The organism is Halobacteriovorax sp. HLS (assembly GCF_004006665.1).
Lineage (GTDB): Bacteria > Bdellovibrionota > Bacteriovoracia > Bacteriovoracales > Bacteriovoracaceae > Halobacteriovorax.
The window spans coordinates 543,584-559,987 of the sequence record NZ_QOCL01000003.1 but is presented as its reverse complement, the minus strand read 5'-3'; the positions used below and the strand labels follow the sequence as shown (position 1 = coordinate 559,987).

The window sequence follows — 16,404 nt, the reverse complement described above, 5'->3', positions numbered from 1 at the left end:
GTAATCTATCTGTAAGGTAATCTTCATTTTTAATCTTTTGACTTCATATATATTGTTTAATTCTTATTCCAGAATATAATTTGATTATGATTTTTAATAAACCTATGAATATTCGGAATTTCCTGATTCAACGAATATTCTTGATTTTTTCTTTGATGATTTTAGTTCTTTCGGCCCTTTTCTTTCTTAGTAGAAAAGTAACTAAAGAAATTGATACTCAAATCATTGAGGCCCATAGCTATGCTGATCTAGCACTTGAGCAGCAAGTAATATTCCAAAAATTGTCATTAGAGTATCGCTATGAAAAAGATGTAGATTTCTCTGCAATCAAATCTTCATCAAAACAATTATATGAAACGATAGGAAAAACCTATCAGTCACTCTTTGTTAAGGGCGACTCAAAGTACAATAATCACTTAAAGATGTTTCACAATCTATACTCCAGTCAGAACGAGAGAATTCAAGGCCTTGAAAATATTTCTAGCTCAGAAGAAATATCACAAATGATGGATGATAGTGAACAGATGTACTTCGATGCTCTTGTGATATCTCAATTCTTATTAAAATATAAAGAGAGGATTCTCTTTAATATACTAGTTATAAATATATTGTTTGTGATTTTCTTTGGAGGGTTAATTTCATGGTTAACAGTCTCTTTGTCTAATCATATTAGTAGGAGTATTGCAGTTGTTTCTGACTATGTTAATAACTTTAGTATTGAAACATTATCTTCATCAGAAGTAGAAGCGTCTAAATTTAGTGACTTTGTGAAACTCGAGCAGGGGATTAATACAATGGCAAATCGCTTGCTTATGGAAAGTAGAAATATCCAGTCAAGATCCGTAAATGATACGATAGGAAATCTTTCTGAAAACCTTGCACACTTAATAAATAACCCACTTTCTATTATATCTTCTAGCGCTAGAATCCTGACTAAGAAATCTCGTGAGGCCTTAGTTCAAGAAGAGGCCAGAGAGATAGAGGAGTCAGTAAAGCGAATCAGCTCTACAACTCTAAGCATGAAGAAGTTGATACAAAGTAAAGAGAAAACTGTTGTAAGTACATTTCAGGCCGAAAATATACAACATGCAATTGAGTTATATTTTTTAAATAAATTCTTAGAAAATAATATTGAGGTTATCTTTGATATTTCTAAAGATCATACTGTCCATGCTCTAGAGTACGAAATTATTCAATGTGTTTTTAATTTAGTTGAAAATTCAATTGATCATTTGATCAAATTAGAATGTGACAAAAAGTGGCTCAGGGTTTCGACTCGTAAAAGCGATAGTAATATTATTCTTGTAATTGAAGATTGTGGACAAGGCGCTGATGAGGACCTTATTTATGGATCTATGATGTCACAGGAGAGTGAGAAGGTAGGACTATATTCTGTGACGCAATTAATATCAAAGAACTTAGGAAGTGTAGAGTTTAGTGCACTACCAAATACAGCTTTCACTATAACACTACCAAGTCATTCTATTTTTGAGAGCTAATCATTTTCTTATATTCAGAAACAAAGTCCTCGTTTTGTACAGATTCAACCTGTAGGCTCTCGGCCAATCCTCTTTGAACAACTTCCTCAAGTCCATCTAAGCTAGGTTTGTCTAGAAAGTCAAAAGCACCATACTTTATGGCCTCTTTCATTAGTTCAGTAGAACCATGACCTGTGTAAAAAATGAATGGTATTTCAATATTTCTCTTTCTAACTTCTTTTATTACATCAATACCATTTAAACCTGGCATATTTATATCGCAAACGATGCAGTGAATTTCATTACTACTAAGAAGCTCAAGTGCAAGGGTTCCGTTTAGAGCTGTATATATTTCATCAGCAAAGTCTTCTAATAAGATTTTTGATTTCTTTAAGATTAATTCTTCATCGTCTACTAATAGTAGATTTCCTAACTTACTCATATTGTCTCCTAGAGTTTTGATATATAGCCTTTCTTATATTTTATTTGAGAAATTGGTTCTTCATTGTCTTCATATAAACTTTCAGTCCCATTTTCTGTTTGTTCTTGCTCCTGATCAGTTTCTTCTTTAACTTCTGCTGGAGCTTCTTCAATAACCTCATACTTTTTGTCAAAGTAACTTTTAAATTTATCATCTATTTCATTTATTTCAATGAACATATAGTGGTTTACAGACCTTCTTAGCAGTTGCAGATCTTCTTCACTCAATAGAAAGACGAAGGCCATATAGTGTTGTTTTCCTCCAACTTTATTTAAAAATCTCAAAGGAGGTATAATTAATAGATTTAATTGTATTCCAATATCTAAGCGTACATATGAGTAAAGAGGGATCTCTTCTTTTGTTGTAAAGGTAACAAAGAACTCACTGATTGAAGTAATATGTACATCAGTAGATTGATAACAAACTGAATTTTTCTCTTCTAATCCAAGCTGATAAGTGTCTAAAGTTAAGCATTCTTGGCCTGCAAGAACTCCGATAAAATTTGTCAGTGTGCTTGTGTCAAGTTCGTGCTTAAAGCACAGAAGTTTCTTATATCTTATAACCTTTTTTAAGGCCTCTGGAGTAGATTTAGAATCAGGAAAAATAATCATTGGTTCTGACTCAATATTTTGATTCATGATTGATTGAACGAGTTCAAAAAGAAAATCAACCCTATCTTCTTGTGGAGCTAATTTTCCTATAATTATAATTCTATATCCACGCTCACGAATACTGCTCATATCAAGATGTTTTGAAGAGAATACGTCAGTGTCAATTGCTTCCATAAAAGTATTGAATAGGTCTTCGTTTTCTTTGAATGTTTGACTAGTATCAACCAGGAGAACTCTATGCTTTATTTTTTGAGTTGTGTTTTCGAAATTTTCTACTTGAGTCTCAATTGTGTCCCATGAACTATATGAGGTGCCTTCCCATGCTCCATGCTCAATAAATGAAAAAGTGGACTTGTATAAGTTAAAAGAGTCAGGACAATTATTAGTTTCTTCTTCTCTTTTAAGACTTAGTTTCAATCCCTGTGCAAAATCTACATCCACTTCATCTTGCATTGGTATATCACTTGCAATATTTATGAAGTTTCTATCGACTTGAGTAACAAAAAGTGGTGTCTCTACAGTTGCTTTAGCAAAGAACTTTCTTGTCGTTGCAAATTTTGGGCAGGGGAAATCTTCTTCGACCATAAGATAGAAGAGTTGATTAAGAGAAGACGTTATATCACCATCTTTAACTATGATATAGTTTATACCACTTCTAAAGTACACGAGCTGACTGCTGTCTTTACAAAATGAATTTTCTAAAACTATGAATAGGTAGTTACTTGAGAATTTTGATTTTCGAATTTTTAATATCTTATTTAATAACTGCTTATCTTTATGTATTATTTCCGTGTCTATTATAATCGTAGTTTTGCGATCTTCTTGATTATGCGTAGGAAATTTATCTACTTGATCAAGTACTAACCCAAGGTCTTTTTGTTTTTTTATAAAGACTCTTAGTGTTTCGAGGAATTCTGTAGAGCTACCGTAGTAGCAAATTCTGTACTTACTCATCGTCAACAAAGCTCCTTATCAAGGCCTTGATATATTGTGGTTCAAACTTTGAGGTTTCATCTTGATTTGGAATAAATTGTCTAAGTACCTCCATTGGTGAAGATTGAGTTTCAATAATCTTTGTACTCATATAGTCGGCCAATGAGACAATCTTAGCAAGGGGATAGATCTTCTGAGATGTTAGCTGATTTGGAAAACCAGTCCCGTTAATATATTCATGATGTTGTAGAACAATTTGTCTAACGGCCTCTGGAATATAGTGAATATCTTGTAGCATTTCGTATCCGTATTCAGGGTGCTTTAAATAGTCTTCTTTTTGTGTGGTTGAGAGCATTTCATAAGGTATGTTTGGATTATCATTAAACCATTTGAATCGACACATTCCTACATCGTGTAACATTGAACCAAGAGATAGATTATTAATAGTGGCCCTGCCGGCCCAATCTATTCTCTTAGCTATAGTTACTGCAAAAATAGAAGTCAGAAAGTGATGAGAAGTACAATGTTCGGATATTTTCTTAAGTAGCATTGAAGTTTTCTCATTTGTGGACAAAGTATTATATATATTATCGCAAATTTTGACTCCTTCTTGATATAAGTTTTTATTAAGACCCTTAGTGTAAATTTCTTCTAAATACTTTTCCGATATACTTGATAAGAGATTTGACTTCTTTACAGATGCCCTTGAAGAGCTCTTCTTTGATTTGGATACTAGATCATTGATGTAATTTATATATGTTGAACGATCTTCTGTTTTGAAATAGAGTGTGTCTAAATTATGCTCTTCTTTGTATTTCTTGAGTTTTTCTTGATTAAAACTCTCTCCTTGGTTCAGAATTTTTAAGTACTTATTCTTATTTAATTTTAAAAAAACATCGAAGATACTAGTGTTTCCTGAATAGAAGTCTTTAATGGCAATTTTTGTAAATTGGCTGTCAAAAACATTTACAGCGACTTCCTCTTTTAAAGCTTCGTTTATGTCTATTTCTTTGACAACTTTCCATTTTTCAAAGGATGTATCTTTTTTAATTATTTTATGAACCGCCTCTATATAGTTCTTTGCAAATACAGGAGTGTGTATTCCAAGCTTAATAAGTTCGGCCTCTGTGAAATCCATATCTTCCATTTCTTTTTTAGAGTCAAAGGTAAGAATGATCTCAGTCATCGGATTATTAATACGGCAAAATTTTACGACAAATAGAAAGGAGTGATGCTGAATTTTTGAGTCAAGTATTAGATAGTCTATCTCAGTACTAGAAAGCTTGAGTTGAGTCTCTTTACCATTAGCGCAAAAGACCACGTCCATATTCTCTTTTTTAAAAGAAACCATAATTTCATTCACCAAGGAATGATCTGGCGTGGAAAATAATAGTTTCATTAAGTTGTCCTATATGTCTTTTACACTTAAAATAATTATAATTCACATTTACTGAAGCTAATCTTAATTTTGGAGTAATATATGTTGAAACTAGGAATCAATGAAGGTGAGGTCTTTTATATTTATGATTCTAACTTTAATGCAGTAGAGATTTCTCATAGAGATTATATAGCTAATCATGAACCATTCTTAGTTAAAACTATTAATATGGATGAAGGTAGAATTCTACAGGTTTATGATCATCCTGATGATGAAAGGAATATTTCTTTGAGTGAAAAGATCGCTGAGATTGCTCACGAAGTTAATAATCCTCTGGCCATTGTAAATAGTTCTTTGAAAGTTCTTGAAAAATTAATCTCTAAAGAGCAGATTAAAAACCTAGATATGATTACTGAAAATTTCGATGATATCAGGGCATCGATTGAGAGAATTAAGAATGTTTTCGTTCATGCTAGGACTGAAGTTGATCAAGATGAAGTCTCTTTTCATAGAGTTTCTCTTGTTGAATTAATTTCGGGGGTGCGCTCTAATTTCTCACTTCTTTTTTCAGAGATGGATGTCAACTTAGTCGTCAACATTGAAGATGGTGTTATGGATGCTCAGATAAATGTTATTGGTACAACACTAACTCAATGTTTGTTTAACTTAATTAATAATGCTTACTTTGAGGTTAAGAAAAATGACGGTCCAAAGATTATTAATTTAAATATCTCTAAAAATAGTGATCATCTCTTTTTTTCAATCATTGATAATGGAAGAGGTGTCCCTAAAGATTCCCAAGAAAAAATATTCGAACTAAATTATACAACTAAGGCAGATGAAGGCTCGGGAATTGGACTTTTTCTTGTTCGTAAATATATTCAAATGAATAAAGGCTCTGTCTCTTACGATTCTAGTTATACTAGTGGAGCCAAGTTTGATTTTAAGATACCTTTTGAGTCTTTGAGCGAATCTAAGAAGACTATTCTTGTAGTTGATGATGAGCTTGATATATTAGATATTATTAAATCTGATGCAGCGAAGACTTATAATGTTCTGCTTGCTAAAGATGGGAACTCTGCATTTAATCTACTTAAATATAACCAGGTTGACGCAATAATTAGTGACTATAGAATGCCTAAACTTACAGGATTAGATTTCTTTGAAATGGTTCGTTCTATTAATAGTACTATTCCATTTGTTCTATTTTCAGGTCAGCTTCCAAGTGATGTGGAGAAATATTCTAAAGGGCGAAAGAATTTCTATAGTGTAGCTAAGCCTGAGTTTGCTTCATTGATGGACTTGGTTATTAAGGTTGCTTAGAAATAATCATCTATGAAACTTAAGAGCTCTTTTAAAGAAGAGCTTTGTTGTATTCTACTTTTAATCCTTTTTATAGTATATTCTTTTCTTAGAATACTTTCACTGGCCAGAACCTGAGCGCTAGCAAATATTTTCTCTTCTCTTGATAGTCTTGAAAATTCAGAGCTTTGAATGTTGTGATGTGTTTCGATCAATGAGTAGGCCTTAGGCTCTAACTTCTTTAATAAATTGTCATTTGTACAATGGTCTTTTTCTATTTTTATATACTCTTCAAGTGATAGATCTGAAGTGATTTTTGGAGAGAAACTATCATGAAACAGAGAGGCTATGAAGAAGGAATATAGTGTTCTTTCATCATGAAGGTTCTTCTTTTTAAGCATGAATGCGCTTAAATAAAAAGTTAATATAGAATGAGATAAGTTGTATTGACCTTTTCTAAAAGCTCCAGTCATAAATGACTTTAAATTCTTTTGATTTCCTAACTCTTTAAAAGAGCTGTCTAATTTATCTCTAATTATTTTATTTTCTTTTTCATTTCCGATAAGCTTATTTGAATAAATAGATATAAGTTCAACTGTATCCTGCAAGCTTTCTACTGAGTCTGTATTCTTATTATTAATTTCTTCTAGTAAATTTATATAACAGTCTGGGCCAATGTAGAAATCGGTTAATTCTTTATTTTTTATCAATGAGAGAACATATTCTTTGTTTGGCGATGATTTTCTACTAACAAGTGTATAGTGGTTTTCGCTCAGCTTTATGTAAATAGATTCGAATATAGCGAAATATTTAATAATATAGTACTCATTGATAAGTGCGTACTTTGTATTTGTCACCAAAGAAATATCTAAGATTGATGATACTTTCTTTATGAGTTTCTTTGGTGCTGCAGGTTTATCTAGGAAGTAGGTTGCAAAACTTTCACAAAATTCGAAATCTTTAAGATTAGATCTTAGTGAAGAACTGTGAAATAGAAAAGGAATACCAATTGCTCGGTTTGCATTATAGACGACGCGGCCGTCACCATCAGGCATTTCATAATCACTAATTATAAGAGATATGTTATCTCTTTGTCTTGAGAGAATTTTTCTGGCCTGGTTACCACTAAAGGCACTAATTATTTCAATATTTTCAAAGCTCTCAAGAGATATGCTCACAAGATCAATAATCTCTTCCATGTCATCAACAAGTAATACTTTCATTTGATAATTTTCTCACAAATTTTTCAATGAAATATTAATTATTCTTTAAATTTTATCACTTTGTTCGTCTTTAGATTTTGACATAGAGCTTGGTGTTAATTGAATACCAAAGTATTTTGATAACTTAATGAGTAGAGGAAGTGTTATAGGAGCAAACGGGAGTATCAGAAACGCACCTAATCCCAAAGTCTTAAATATATCTTGGAGCTGGTCATTTGCCCACTTAAGCTCTTGTGATGTCGCTTTTCTCTTTAGTGCCTTATTGTATATTTCAACCATTTGAACACTTTCTTTTGACTCAGTACTTAGGACATGCTTTATTTGTTTTAAAGCTTCATAGGTTTTATCTCTAGCAGTTTTTGAGTGTTTTACTAGAAATACTAGAATGTTAAAATAGAGCATTTTTAAAAATATTTTCATTAACTCATAGCGATAGCATGATAAATACAGAAATATCAAATTTATGTGCATTTTTCTAATCAAAATGTTAAATCTAAGCTCTAATTAAGAAAGGAAATCAAATGAGTGAGCTTACTTACCTAAATGAAGAAGGCCTAGACGTATATACAAGTACTTATTTAAGTAATCGTGGATCATGCTGTAAGACCAATTGTCTTCATTGTCCATATGGGTTTACTTTAAAAAACCATCCATTAGAGTTGATTGAAGTGACTGATGAAATGATTTCTGTGGCCCAGTCAATTATAGATAAGAATACTGAAGTTAAAAAAGAAAGTGTGAGTGAATCACTTCTTAGCTCTGCTTTTGGTACTAAGAAGAAGGTTTTTCCTATAACAAGTTCTAATAGAGATAGATATAAGTTAATTAAGCTAAAAGGACAGCTATGTGGTGTACTCAAGATGGGAACACTGGTTGGTATTGAAATATATCTTAATGAGCATTTTAAGAATCAGGGACTAAGTTTAGAAATTGTTAACTCATTTGTTAAAATTTCTTAAAGTAGCTTGTCAACAACCTCAAATGGGATGAAGTTTTCAGCTTCATCCATATATGCACCATCAATTGTTAGCAACATCTCTTCATCATGGTCATTTTCAAAGTAACTATCTACAATTTCGCTTTCTTCATCGAAAATCAAATAACTGCTCTTGTATTGTATTTTTAGAGTATCATCACTTGGGTTTTCAGTTATTTCAAATGGTGTTGAATCAATTGTCAATTTTTCCATATTTACTATATGACCATCTAATTCAATATTTCTCTTGTCGTAGAAGTAGTTCTTAATTTCTTGGATGGTTACACTGCCATCAATTTGCTCAAGAGCAACTCCATAGAATGCCAGCTCTCCACTTAAGGTTTTAAGCTCTCCATCACTTTCAATCGTTAATAATTCTGCAAACTCTGTTATTGCCAATCTTTCATTGATTGCATAAACAGTATCACCATCATTAGTTGTTCCAATCTTCTTTACAAGACTCATCATTTTCCTTTACCAGTCAATAGGGAAGTAGTCTTTTAAAAATTTACCGCACCAATGTTTGCCTGTATTTATACCATCAATAAATGGATCACAAACTCTTGCCGCGCCATCGACAATATCTAGTGGGGGCTGAAAGTCGTGAAGATTTTCTTTTCTCTTCGCTAGTTCGACTGGATCTTCATCAGTTACCCACCCAGTATCGACTGCATTCATATAGATACCATATTTTGCAAAATCTCCAGCGGAAGTATGAGTAAGCATATTTAGGGCCGCTTTTGCCATATTTGTATGAGGGTGCCTTGCTTCCTTTTTAAAGCGATGAAACTTTCCTTCCATGGCCGTTACATTTACAATATGCTTCTTACCAGTATTGTCTCTTTTCATCATTGGCGCCAGTTTGTTACAAAGAACAAATGGAGCAATTGCATTAACAAGCTGAACTTCAACCATTTCAGGAGTATTTATTTCTCCTAATTTCAAACGCCAGCTATTAGTCTTTCTAAGATCAACTTGTTGTAAATCAACATCAAGTTCACCTTTTGGGAAGATCTCCTGAGTAACTAGTGAGTCGTCTATGGTATAAGGAATTTGTGATAGTTTAGCAGACTCTCTAATTCCAAGTCCTGGACCATTTTGTTTATGCCATGAAACTGGAAGGGCCTCTGTATCTGAAGTACCCACTAGTTGAGTATTTCCTGAGCCTCCCAGTGCAATGAGGCAACCTTCATGTCTTTCTAATAGTTGTCTGACAGGGCTTGAAAATGAGCTGATGGCCTTTTGCTCATTCTCCATCATATGTTCATAAAATCCAGGAGGTCTTCTTACTGTTTGGGCCGCATTATTAATAAGAATATCTAAACGATCATACGTTGATTCTATATAATTGCAGAAAAGCTCAACGGAAGGTGTATGTCTTAGATCTAGTCCATGAATATGTAATCTATGCCCCCAATCGCTGAAGTCTTCCTCTTTAGCATAGCGAATGGCAGAATCGACAGGAAATCTTGTGGTAGCTATTACCGTAGCTCCTGATCGCAGCATCATAAGGGTTGAGTGGTACCCAATTTTTAATCTTGAACCTGTTATAAGTGCAACCTGACCAGTTAGATCAGTCCTCTGATGTCTTTTAAAGTAGTTTAAGTCTCCGCATGAGGTACACATTGTATCGTAAAAGTGATGGAGTTTAGTAAATTCACTCTTGCAGACATAGCAGTTTCTAGGCGAGTTTAACTCTGCAGTTTTTTCATTGAGTAGCTTTTGGTCGATACCAATCATCTTTGGTGCAACAAAGATAGCGTCTTCTCTGGCCGATCTTATTCCTGTGTTGGCCCTTGCATTTCTATCGTCTAGAGCTTTTTTCTTTTTACGGATTCTTTTAACATCTTTTTGGCGTTTCTTAATTTCTTTGCGATCTGGTCTTGATAGTCTTCCCGATAGGGTAAGTAATTTAACTCTATCTTGCTCACTAAGATGAACTAGTTGCTCACTATGATTAACCATCATATCTAAAAAGTTTAAAGCTGTATCAAGTTCACTTTGAGTGTACTTTAATTCTAGCTCGTCTAGATATGTTTCATGTGTATCAACTGACTCAATATCGTCTATTGTCTTGCTCATTCTATCCCTCATTTGATGGTGGAATTTAGCATTAATAGGGTAGTTAATCAATCCTATAAGTCGTCTGAATTACTATCGAAATACTCTAGGACACCGGACTTTATCCGCTCATTGATCTTATCTATTGGGAGAGTGAACTTGTTTTCAATAATAGGTATAAAATCCATTGGAATGGCAGACCTAAATACCTTGTATTGGCCATTGTATCTTATTTTGAGCGCTACAGCGTGTAGTGCATGACGGTTAAATTCCATTTCATCATGATCTGCTTGAGTTGCAATCTTGTCTTTGAACCTTTGAAACATTTTGAAATTACCAAGATAGAGTTTATCGCCTAATAGTGGTAGACCTCTGACCATTGCATGAACTCTTATTTGATGTTGTCGACCAGTCTGTGGAAAGGCCAAGGCAAGAACATAACCATTTTCTCTGTGTAGAACTTTAAATTTAGTATGTGCCCTTTTTCCGAGCTTCGACTGCTCAGGATGACTATTGATATAAACTCTCTTTAGTCCATCTTCATTTGGGCCTAGTCGTTCTCTCGACTCAAAAAAATCATCTTGAGTAGCATCTTCAACTTCTTTAGCTATAAAGAAATAACATTTTCTAACCTTATCATTGAAGAACTCTTCGCCCAGCTGGTTTGAAGTGTCAGGGTTTTTTCCTATGAGCATTACGCCTGATGTTTCCCTGTCTAACCTGTGTATGCTATGCATTGTCTGATTATACTTTTCGCCGAAATAGACTGTGGCACAGTAGAATAGATGACTTCCTGTAGGGTGTGCGGCCATATAAGCAGGCTTAGAAATGACAACAATATTCTCATCTTCAAATAAGATCTCAGGATGTTCTTGTTTTTTTAGAAGTTCACCATTCCAGTATTCATCTTCTTGTGTCGTATTATGGACAGTGAAGGTGACCTCTTCCTTATAATGTAAAATAGTTGATGACCTATGTTTGCCCGGTCTGTCTTTTATGACTACATCTTTGGCCTTAATTCTTCTTTTGACTTCTTGTCTAGACCAGCTCTCTAGGTAGATTTGTAAGAATTGATCAAGCCGCATCCCTTCATGTGTTTCTTCGACATAATATGTCGCCTGATACATTTTTGTGGAAAATATTTTATTTAGAATGGCCATACACTTAATTATACTAATATTTTAAGAATGAAAACCTACTTTAGTGTTTCTTTCTTTTGTCTGCCTGGTGTTTACGGGATCTTCTTCTAGAAGAGTTTTTCTTTTTTACTGGTATAACTAAGTCTTGGTGAAATGGCTGATCACTAATTCTAGGAATTGTCTTTTTTATAAGTGATTCAATATTCCTAACTAAGGCAAGTTCTTTTGAGCTGCAAAGTGATATTGCATTACCGCTTTTGCCTGCTCGCGCCGTTCTTCCAATACGATGGACATAGTTCGTCGGATCTTCAGGGATATTGAAGTTTATTACATGGTCTATGTCGTTTACATCAATACCTCTAGAAGCAATTTCTGTTGCAACTAAAAACCTTACTCTACCTTCTGTAAAGTCTAGTAACGACTGCTCTCTTTGGACTTGAGTTATATTGCTATGAATCTGACGTGTTTCAATATTTATGCTATCTAAGAATTCTACTACATTTGCAACTGCATACTTGGCCTTGCAAAATATGATCGCCTTTTGAATATTGTTATTTTCAATAATATTTTTAAGTAAAAGTAATTTTTGCTCGTCATTCACAAAGTAGAGTGTTTGATTAATACTTTCTATAGTTGATGATTGTGGAGTCACTTCAATCTTCTGAGGTCTGTTCAAAATAGATTTTGCTAGAGTTTCAATTTCTTTAGGCATCGTTGCTGAAAATAGAATAGTTTGTTTTTCTTTATTGAGATAGTTATTTAATTTCTTTATATCCTGTAAGAATCCCATGTCGAGCATCATGTCAGCTTCGTCTAAAATAAAATGTTCTATACAATTTAGATCTAGGTACTTGTTTTCTATTAGGTCAATAAGACGTCCTGGTGTACCTACAACAAAGTCAATACCCTTTTCCAGAACTTCTATTTGATTATCTTTACTAACACCTCCTATGAGGTTTATAGATCTGATCTGACTATTCTTTGCGTAGTTAAGAATACTATCATTAATTTGGTTAGCTAATTCTCTTGTAGGTGCAACGATAAGGCACTTTGGTGTATTATTGATTTTGTCTTTGACGAGCAATCTTTCAATTATTGGTAAACTGAAGGCCGCTGTTTTTCCGGTACCTGTTTGAGCAATACCTATTAAATCGACACCTTTAGTGATTAAAGGAATACACTTTCTTTGTATAGGACTTGGTGTACTATAATTAAGATGGGTAAGATTGTTAAGAATCAATTCATTACTTATTAGATCTTTAAAACTCATTGAAGTAACTTACATCTTCAACTATTTCATCGTTTATTATCCAATGTGAAATAGGTCTTTTTTTCTTATCACTTTTGATGATAACTGAATACTTTTGTTTTATATCTTCAAGCTCACTATCTACGAGTGGGCATTTCATATTAAGCTCTTCTAGTGCTTGAGTATATTTTTTTACTGCTGTTTTTCTTGCAAATTTTGGACAGTTGATACTCTCATCAACTGAGGCGTCAATATAATTTCTAAAATCAATGCTCTTTTGTGGGTTAACCTTAAAAGTATTATTTTCACATAGTATATAAGGGCCGTAGTTGTATTTTGCTCCTAATATATCTGGGTTTTCCTGCAACATATGGTTCCAAAATCTCATTCCATTAAAATTTGCACTTAGGTCAGCAAATGAGAAAACTCCGGTTGCTAAAAACTGTCCACCTAAGATAAATTTTTCTCCGATTATTCCTGATTTTAGAACTTTCTTTAAATCTTTTTTCTTAAGGTAGTGTTTTTTGAAATACCTCTGTCCCATGCCAAACATATGTTCAAGCTTATCTATTCCTATTAACCGATCTCCGACTCTTATCAGAGGACTTAGAGGGAACTCTCTTTTATGGGCAGATCTCGACCCCAGTCGTAGTCCATCTAGTGGTTTCCACTTTCCGTAAATTGATTCCCTAAGAGGAGTAATCTTTCTATCAATCTCTTCGCCATGCAGAAGGTCTTTTACGAGCTTTCCTTTTGTGTGATTTGCAAAGTACTTTGTTAACTGTTCATATAGCTCTTTCTTTGCTTGTTCAGTATTACAGTTTTGTTCTACTTTTGATGTCGCACTTATCAATGCTTCGTTAGCAAACTTATTAATATAAGTTGAAGAGTCTATGAAAGACTCGTTTCTTCTTGTGAAAGAATCAACTTCAGCACCAAATGCCATTTGAATTGTTAAAGAAGTTACAATCAGAAATTTATTCATATTATTCTCTTATATTTCCCAGTATTCTGTCGAAGTAGACTGATACAGGTGAATCTGAATAGTTGTTAACATAGTCATAGCTCATTGTTCCGTAACCTGCATTTCCCCAATTCGTTCCCCAGCTATTTTTGAAATGGAAAATCTTTTTTACATCATCATATCCGGTTAAGACAATGGCGTGTCCATAGCACTGATAAGTTCCTGACTCGCATAGTTTATCCGTTTCTTCAGTATAAGTTACATGGGCATTGTCCCATTGTGGGGCATATACTTTAAGCGTTAAGACAACGGGTCTTCCTTTATCAATTCTTTGTTCAATTAATTGCGCTCTTGTTTTTCCAGGACTCCATAGACCAGTTATCCAATCATATTTTAGACCATCGACTTTTACTTTCTTAGAGCTATCCCACTCCAGAGGAGCTTGAGAAAAGCAATATGAAGGAGATGATGTATCGAAAGGATCTTCATTTTCACATGGGCGATTAGGTTCAAAATAGGATGTTTGATATGGTACATCGGCCTCTTTCATGAAGAAGTACTGTTTGGTAAAATTCATTGCTATGTCTGAGGTGCTTCCATACTCCTTATCACTATATTCATTGAAATATTCTTTTCCATAGTAAATTTGAAATTGCTCTGAAATATCATAGCTCTTGTTGAATTTCTGTTTGATAACGCCTTCAACTAGTGCTGTGACTGCAAAGTAAGCACATGTATTTCTATCTAGCTGGTTCTTAACCGGGCCTTGATATTGTTTTAAATCAACAGTTTTGGCACTCACTGACATTGCTGTAAGTAGTAGTAATAGCTTAATCATCTTATAGTCCTTTGCTATTTCTTACTTGCTGAATATGCCATCCACAAGCTCAGTGAAATTTATACCGGCCTGGGGAGTTCTCTCACTGTAAATATTACTTATTTTGATCAGTTTGACGCTTTGCGTGATATAACGTTGAGATTAATGGAGAAAATTATGAAGATAAATAAAGTGGCCTTTGGTCTGTTTGCGGTTGTTCTAAGTTTAAGTGCTAGCGCAAGCGTTTTGGATAATTTTGTTGAAAGATATATGACGAAAGTTTTTTCAAACGGTCATGGAGAAGGGCTTCCAAAAGTTGTTGGTTCTCTTCCAGAAGCTGTTGAGTATCGTAATAATTTTATAGAGCAAATGAATATTTCTAGAGTTGAAAATGATGGAATTATTTCGTTTGAAGGTAATAATCGTGGTCTTGGTTTGGTTAAAAAATCAAATGAAGATGAGCCTGCATTTGATTTAATTTTAAGTAAGAAGAACTATGACCAAGTTGTCTCTTGGAAAAATGGAAAGGCCTTTATAAAAGCACTTAAGTCTTACACTAAGGATTATGGTTGTATTCCTAAGATTGTTTCAACATCTCACGGGTGGAGAAGTTCTGGTCGTACTGGTGAGGGACATGGATTATCAGGGAAGTCAGGATTTAATGGAATTTATGTTGATTATAAGCATGGACCAGAAGGGATTGCGAAAAATGGCTCAAGGACAATTGAAGATGATGTAATCAAAGAAGTTCAAAAGGGTACTATTAAGTTTTGTTCAAGTTGTATAGCGCAATTTTATGCATGTAATGTCTCTGCCTACTTTGCAACTAACTTTACTAAAATGTCCGGGTGTCAAACCGTAGTCGCTACAGGACAAAATTCTCCATTCTTTCAACAAAGAGATGATGATGGTGGATACTCTAAAATTTATAATGGAGCTCATTACTGGAAGTCTGAATCTGGTACATGGGAAGAGAGACAGACTAATGAGATGGAAGCAAATGGTGAATTAAAAGGGACATGGTTTAGATCCACTCCTGTTAAGAATGAGCAGGGTGAAGTTATTGATATTATCAAAGAAAACCTTGGTAAAGTGTATATCTCTCTTTAAACTTAAGAAATGTTTAATTATTAGAGATTGATTAAATTTTTCATCAGAATTCCGATTAGTTTAAAAATAATTGGAGTATAAATGTTAAAATTAATTTTGTTGGTTAGTTCTGTTAGTTTGTTTAGTTTAAGTGCTAAAGAGTACTCAAAATTTTCTGATACTGAAAATTGTAATTCTGCTAATGGGAAAATTGCCGCTGCTAAGCATGCTGTAGAGCTATCTTGTGAGTGGATTGAAAAGTTAGGCTCTAGAAGTATTAGCGATCCTTTGGGGGCCTTTTCTAAGATTAATGAATCAAGGCACTGTGTAAATAATTATGTTTGGGTACAAGACTATATGCCTGGGCTTAATCGAACAAATTATAAGAATCACTTTGTTATGCTTATGCATCCAAATAATCCACGACTACAAAAACAAAGAGACCTTGCCCATAAGAGCTTTGGTGGACATAAAATTTTCGAAAAATTTAACAAGTCTGCTACTATTAAACCTGAGGGGTGTTGGGTTCCTTATCTTTGGGAACATAAGGGGTATTTTGAAAGGGGAGAGAAGGTTTCTTTTATTAAAAGGTGTTTTGACCCAACATTAAAAAAGAATGTAGTCGTTGGCGCTGGAGTTTACATGTCTCATGGAATGTTTGAACCTAAAGACTTGTGTGCGCCTGAGAAAAATCCATATTGAA

General features: G+C 33.8%; 16 protein-coding genes. 5 read left to right on the top strand and 11 right to left on the bottom strand.

What is annotated here, in order from left to right:
* Window positions 1-86 precede the first annotated feature (86 nt).
* Window positions 87-1,499: a HAMP domain-containing sensor histidine kinase gene (locus DPQ89_RS07255; RefSeq protein ID WP_127716259.1), complete on the top strand. Its 1,413-nt coding sequence runs from the start codon at window positions 87-89 to the stop codon at window positions 1,497-1,499.
* Here the strand turns inward: DPQ89_RS07255 and DPQ89_RS07250 are convergent.
* Genes DPQ89_RS07250 through DPQ89_RS07240 form a run of 3 tightly spaced genes read right to left on the bottom strand, consistent with a single transcriptional unit; the run spans window position 1,483 to window position 4,902 of the window.
* On the bottom strand, window positions 1,483-1,920 hold the full coding sequence (locus DPQ89_RS07250) for a response regulator (RefSeq protein ID WP_127716258.1): 438 nt from the start codon (window positions 1,918-1,920) through the stop codon (window positions 1,483-1,485). The genes DPQ89_RS07255 and DPQ89_RS07250 overlap by 17 nt on opposite strands.
* 8 nt (window positions 1,921-1,928) lie before the next feature.
* Complete coding sequence (locus DPQ89_RS07245; protein ID WP_127716257.1) at window positions 1,929-3,524, bottom strand: hypothetical protein; 1,596 nt, start codon at window positions 3,522-3,524, stop codon at window positions 1,929-1,931.
* A complete protein-coding gene (locus tag DPQ89_RS07240) occupies window positions 3,517-4,902 on the bottom strand; it encodes an HD-GYP domain-containing protein (protein WP_127716256.1) in 1,386 nt (461 codons plus the stop codon). The genes DPQ89_RS07245 and DPQ89_RS07240 overlap by 8 nt, the downstream gene beginning before the upstream one ends.
* Before the next feature lie 81 nt (window positions 4,903-4,983).
* On the opposite strand from DPQ89_RS07240, the gene DPQ89_RS07235 reads away from it, so the two are divergent.
* On the top strand, window positions 4,984-6,204 hold the full coding sequence (locus DPQ89_RS07235) for a hybrid sensor histidine kinase/response regulator (RefSeq protein ID WP_127716255.1): 1,221 nt from the start codon (window positions 4,984-4,986) through the stop codon (window positions 6,202-6,204).
* On the opposite strand, the gene DPQ89_RS07230 is transcribed toward DPQ89_RS07235, so the two are convergent.
* Both DPQ89_RS07230 and DPQ89_RS07225 read right to left on the bottom strand, forming a co-directional pair.
* A complete protein-coding gene (locus DPQ89_RS07230; protein WP_127716254.1) occupies window positions 6,201-7,406 on the bottom strand; it encodes a response regulator in 1,206 nt (401 codons plus the stop codon). The genes DPQ89_RS07235 and DPQ89_RS07230 overlap by 4 nt on opposite strands.
* A gap of 45 nt (window positions 7,407-7,451) precedes the next feature.
* Window positions 7,452-7,826 (bottom strand): hypothetical protein, encoded by a 375-nt coding sequence (locus DPQ89_RS07225; RefSeq protein WP_127716253.1) that lies wholly within the window; start codon window positions 7,824-7,826, stop codon window positions 7,452-7,454.
* Window positions 7,827-7,927: 101 nt separating this feature from the next.
* Here DPQ89_RS07225 and DPQ89_RS07220 point away from each other — a divergent pair, with 101 nt between their 5' ends.
* The gene (locus DPQ89_RS07220) at window positions 7,928-8,365 is read left to right on the top strand and encodes a DUF5522 domain-containing protein (RefSeq protein WP_127716252.1); all 438 of its coding nucleotides are present in this window, start codon (window positions 7,928-7,930) and stop codon (window positions 8,363-8,365) included.
* Here the strand turns inward: DPQ89_RS07220 and DPQ89_RS07215 are convergent.
* Genes DPQ89_RS07215 through DPQ89_RS07190 form a run of 6 tightly spaced genes read right to left on the bottom strand, consistent with a single transcriptional unit; the run spans window position 8,362 to window position 14,633 of the window.
* The gene (locus DPQ89_RS07215; protein ID WP_127716251.1) at window positions 8,362-8,850 is read right to left on the bottom strand and encodes a hypothetical protein; all 489 of its coding nucleotides are present in this window, start codon (window positions 8,848-8,850) and stop codon (window positions 8,362-8,364) included. The genes DPQ89_RS07220 and DPQ89_RS07215 overlap by 4 nt on opposite strands.
* Before the next feature lie 6 nt (window positions 8,851-8,856).
* Window positions 8,857-10,464, bottom strand: a complete 1,608-nt coding sequence (locus DPQ89_RS07210) for an SDR family oxidoreductase (protein WP_127716250.1) — start codon at window positions 10,462-10,464, stop codon at window positions 8,857-8,859.
* Window positions 10,465-10,517: 53 nt separating this feature from the next.
* The gene (locus tag DPQ89_RS07205; RefSeq protein ID WP_127716249.1) at window positions 10,518-11,603 is read right to left on the bottom strand and encodes an RluA family pseudouridine synthase; all 1,086 of its coding nucleotides are present in this window, start codon (window positions 11,601-11,603) and stop codon (window positions 10,518-10,520) included.
* Between the two features lie 40 nt (window positions 11,604-11,643).
* Window positions 11,644-12,852, bottom strand: a complete 1,209-nt coding sequence (locus tag DPQ89_RS07200) for a DEAD/DEAH box helicase (protein WP_127716248.1) — start codon at window positions 12,850-12,852, stop codon at window positions 11,644-11,646.
* On the bottom strand, window positions 12,842-13,816 hold the full coding sequence (locus tag DPQ89_RS07195; protein WP_127716247.1) for a hypothetical protein: 975 nt from the start codon (window positions 13,814-13,816) through the stop codon (window positions 12,842-12,844). Before DPQ89_RS07195 ends, DPQ89_RS07200 begins: the two co-directional genes overlap by 11 nt.
* 1 nt (window position 13,817) lies before the next feature.
* Window positions 13,818-14,633, bottom strand: a complete 816-nt coding sequence (locus DPQ89_RS07190) for a C1 family peptidase (RefSeq protein ID WP_127716246.1) — start codon at window positions 14,631-14,633, stop codon at window positions 13,818-13,820.
* 156 nt (window positions 14,634-14,789) lie between these two features.
* On the opposite strand from DPQ89_RS07190, the gene DPQ89_RS07185 reads away from it, so the two are divergent.
* Both DPQ89_RS07185 and DPQ89_RS07180 read left to right on the top strand, forming a co-directional pair.
* Complete coding sequence (locus DPQ89_RS07185; protein ID WP_127716245.1) at window positions 14,790-15,722, top strand: hypothetical protein; 933 nt, start codon at window positions 14,790-14,792, stop codon at window positions 15,720-15,722.
* Between the two features lie 81 nt (window positions 15,723-15,803).
* A complete protein-coding gene (locus DPQ89_RS07180; RefSeq protein WP_127716244.1) occupies window positions 15,804-16,403 on the top strand; it encodes a cache domain-containing protein in 600 nt (199 codons plus the stop codon).
* Window position 16,404: the final 1 nt, after the last annotated feature.

What these genes read in the sequence shown, in the direction of transcription:
- DPQ89_RS07180 (WP_127716244.1), top strand. Translation starts at nt 15,804, where the DNA reads ATGTTAAAATTAATTTTGTTGGTTAGTTCTGTTAGTTTGTTTAGTTTA.
- DPQ89_RS07190 (WP_127716246.1), bottom strand. Translation starts at nt 14,633, where the DNA reads ATGATTAAGCTATTACTACTACTTACAGCAATGTCAGTGAGTGCCAAA.
- DPQ89_RS07185 (WP_127716245.1), top strand. Translation starts at nt 14,790, where the DNA reads ATGAAGATAAATAAAGTGGCCTTTGGTCTGTTTGCGGTTGTTCTAAGT.
- DPQ89_RS07220 (WP_127716252.1), top strand. Translation starts at nt 7,928, where the DNA reads ATGAGTGAGCTTACTTACCTAAATGAAGAAGGCCTAGACGTATATACA.
- DPQ89_RS07215 (WP_127716251.1), bottom strand. Translation starts at nt 8,850, where the DNA reads ATGATGAGTCTTGTAAAGAAGATTGGAACAACTAATGATGGTGATACT.
- DPQ89_RS07225 (WP_127716253.1), bottom strand. Translation starts at nt 7,826, where the DNA reads ATGAAAATATTTTTAAAAATGCTCTATTTTAACATTCTAGTATTTCTA.
- DPQ89_RS07230 (WP_127716254.1), bottom strand. Translation starts at nt 7,406, where the DNA reads ATGAAAGTATTACTTGTTGATGACATGGAAGAGATTATTGATCTTGTG.
- DPQ89_RS07200 (WP_127716248.1), bottom strand. Translation starts at nt 12,852, where the DNA reads ATGAGTTTTAAAGATCTAATAAGTAATGAATTGATTCTTAACAATCTT.
- DPQ89_RS07235 (WP_127716255.1), top strand. Translation starts at nt 4,984, where the DNA reads ATGTTGAAACTAGGAATCAATGAAGGTGAGGTCTTTTATATTTATGAT.
- DPQ89_RS07255 (WP_127716259.1), top strand. Translation starts at nt 87, where the DNA reads ATGATTTTTAATAAACCTATGAATATTCGGAATTTCCTGATTCAACGA.
- DPQ89_RS07245 (WP_127716257.1), bottom strand. Translation starts at nt 3,524, where the DNA reads ATGAGTAAGTACAGAATTTGCTACTACGGTAGCTCTACAGAATTCCTC.
- DPQ89_RS07250 (WP_127716258.1), bottom strand. Translation starts at nt 1,920, where the DNA reads ATGAGTAAGTTAGGAAATCTACTATTAGTAGACGATGAAGAATTAATC.
- DPQ89_RS07240 (WP_127716256.1), bottom strand. Translation starts at nt 4,902, where the DNA reads ATGAAACTATTATTTTCCACGCCAGATCATTCCTTGGTGAATGAAATT.
- DPQ89_RS07205 (WP_127716249.1), bottom strand. Translation starts at nt 11,603, where the DNA reads ATGGCCATTCTAAATAAAATATTTTCCACAAAAATGTATCAGGCGACA.
- DPQ89_RS07210 (WP_127716250.1), bottom strand. Translation starts at nt 10,464, where the DNA reads ATGAGCAAGACAATAGACGATATTGAGTCAGTTGATACACATGAAACA.
- DPQ89_RS07195 (WP_127716247.1), bottom strand. Translation starts at nt 13,816, where the DNA reads ATGAATAAATTTCTGATTGTAACTTCTTTAACAATTCAAATGGCATTT.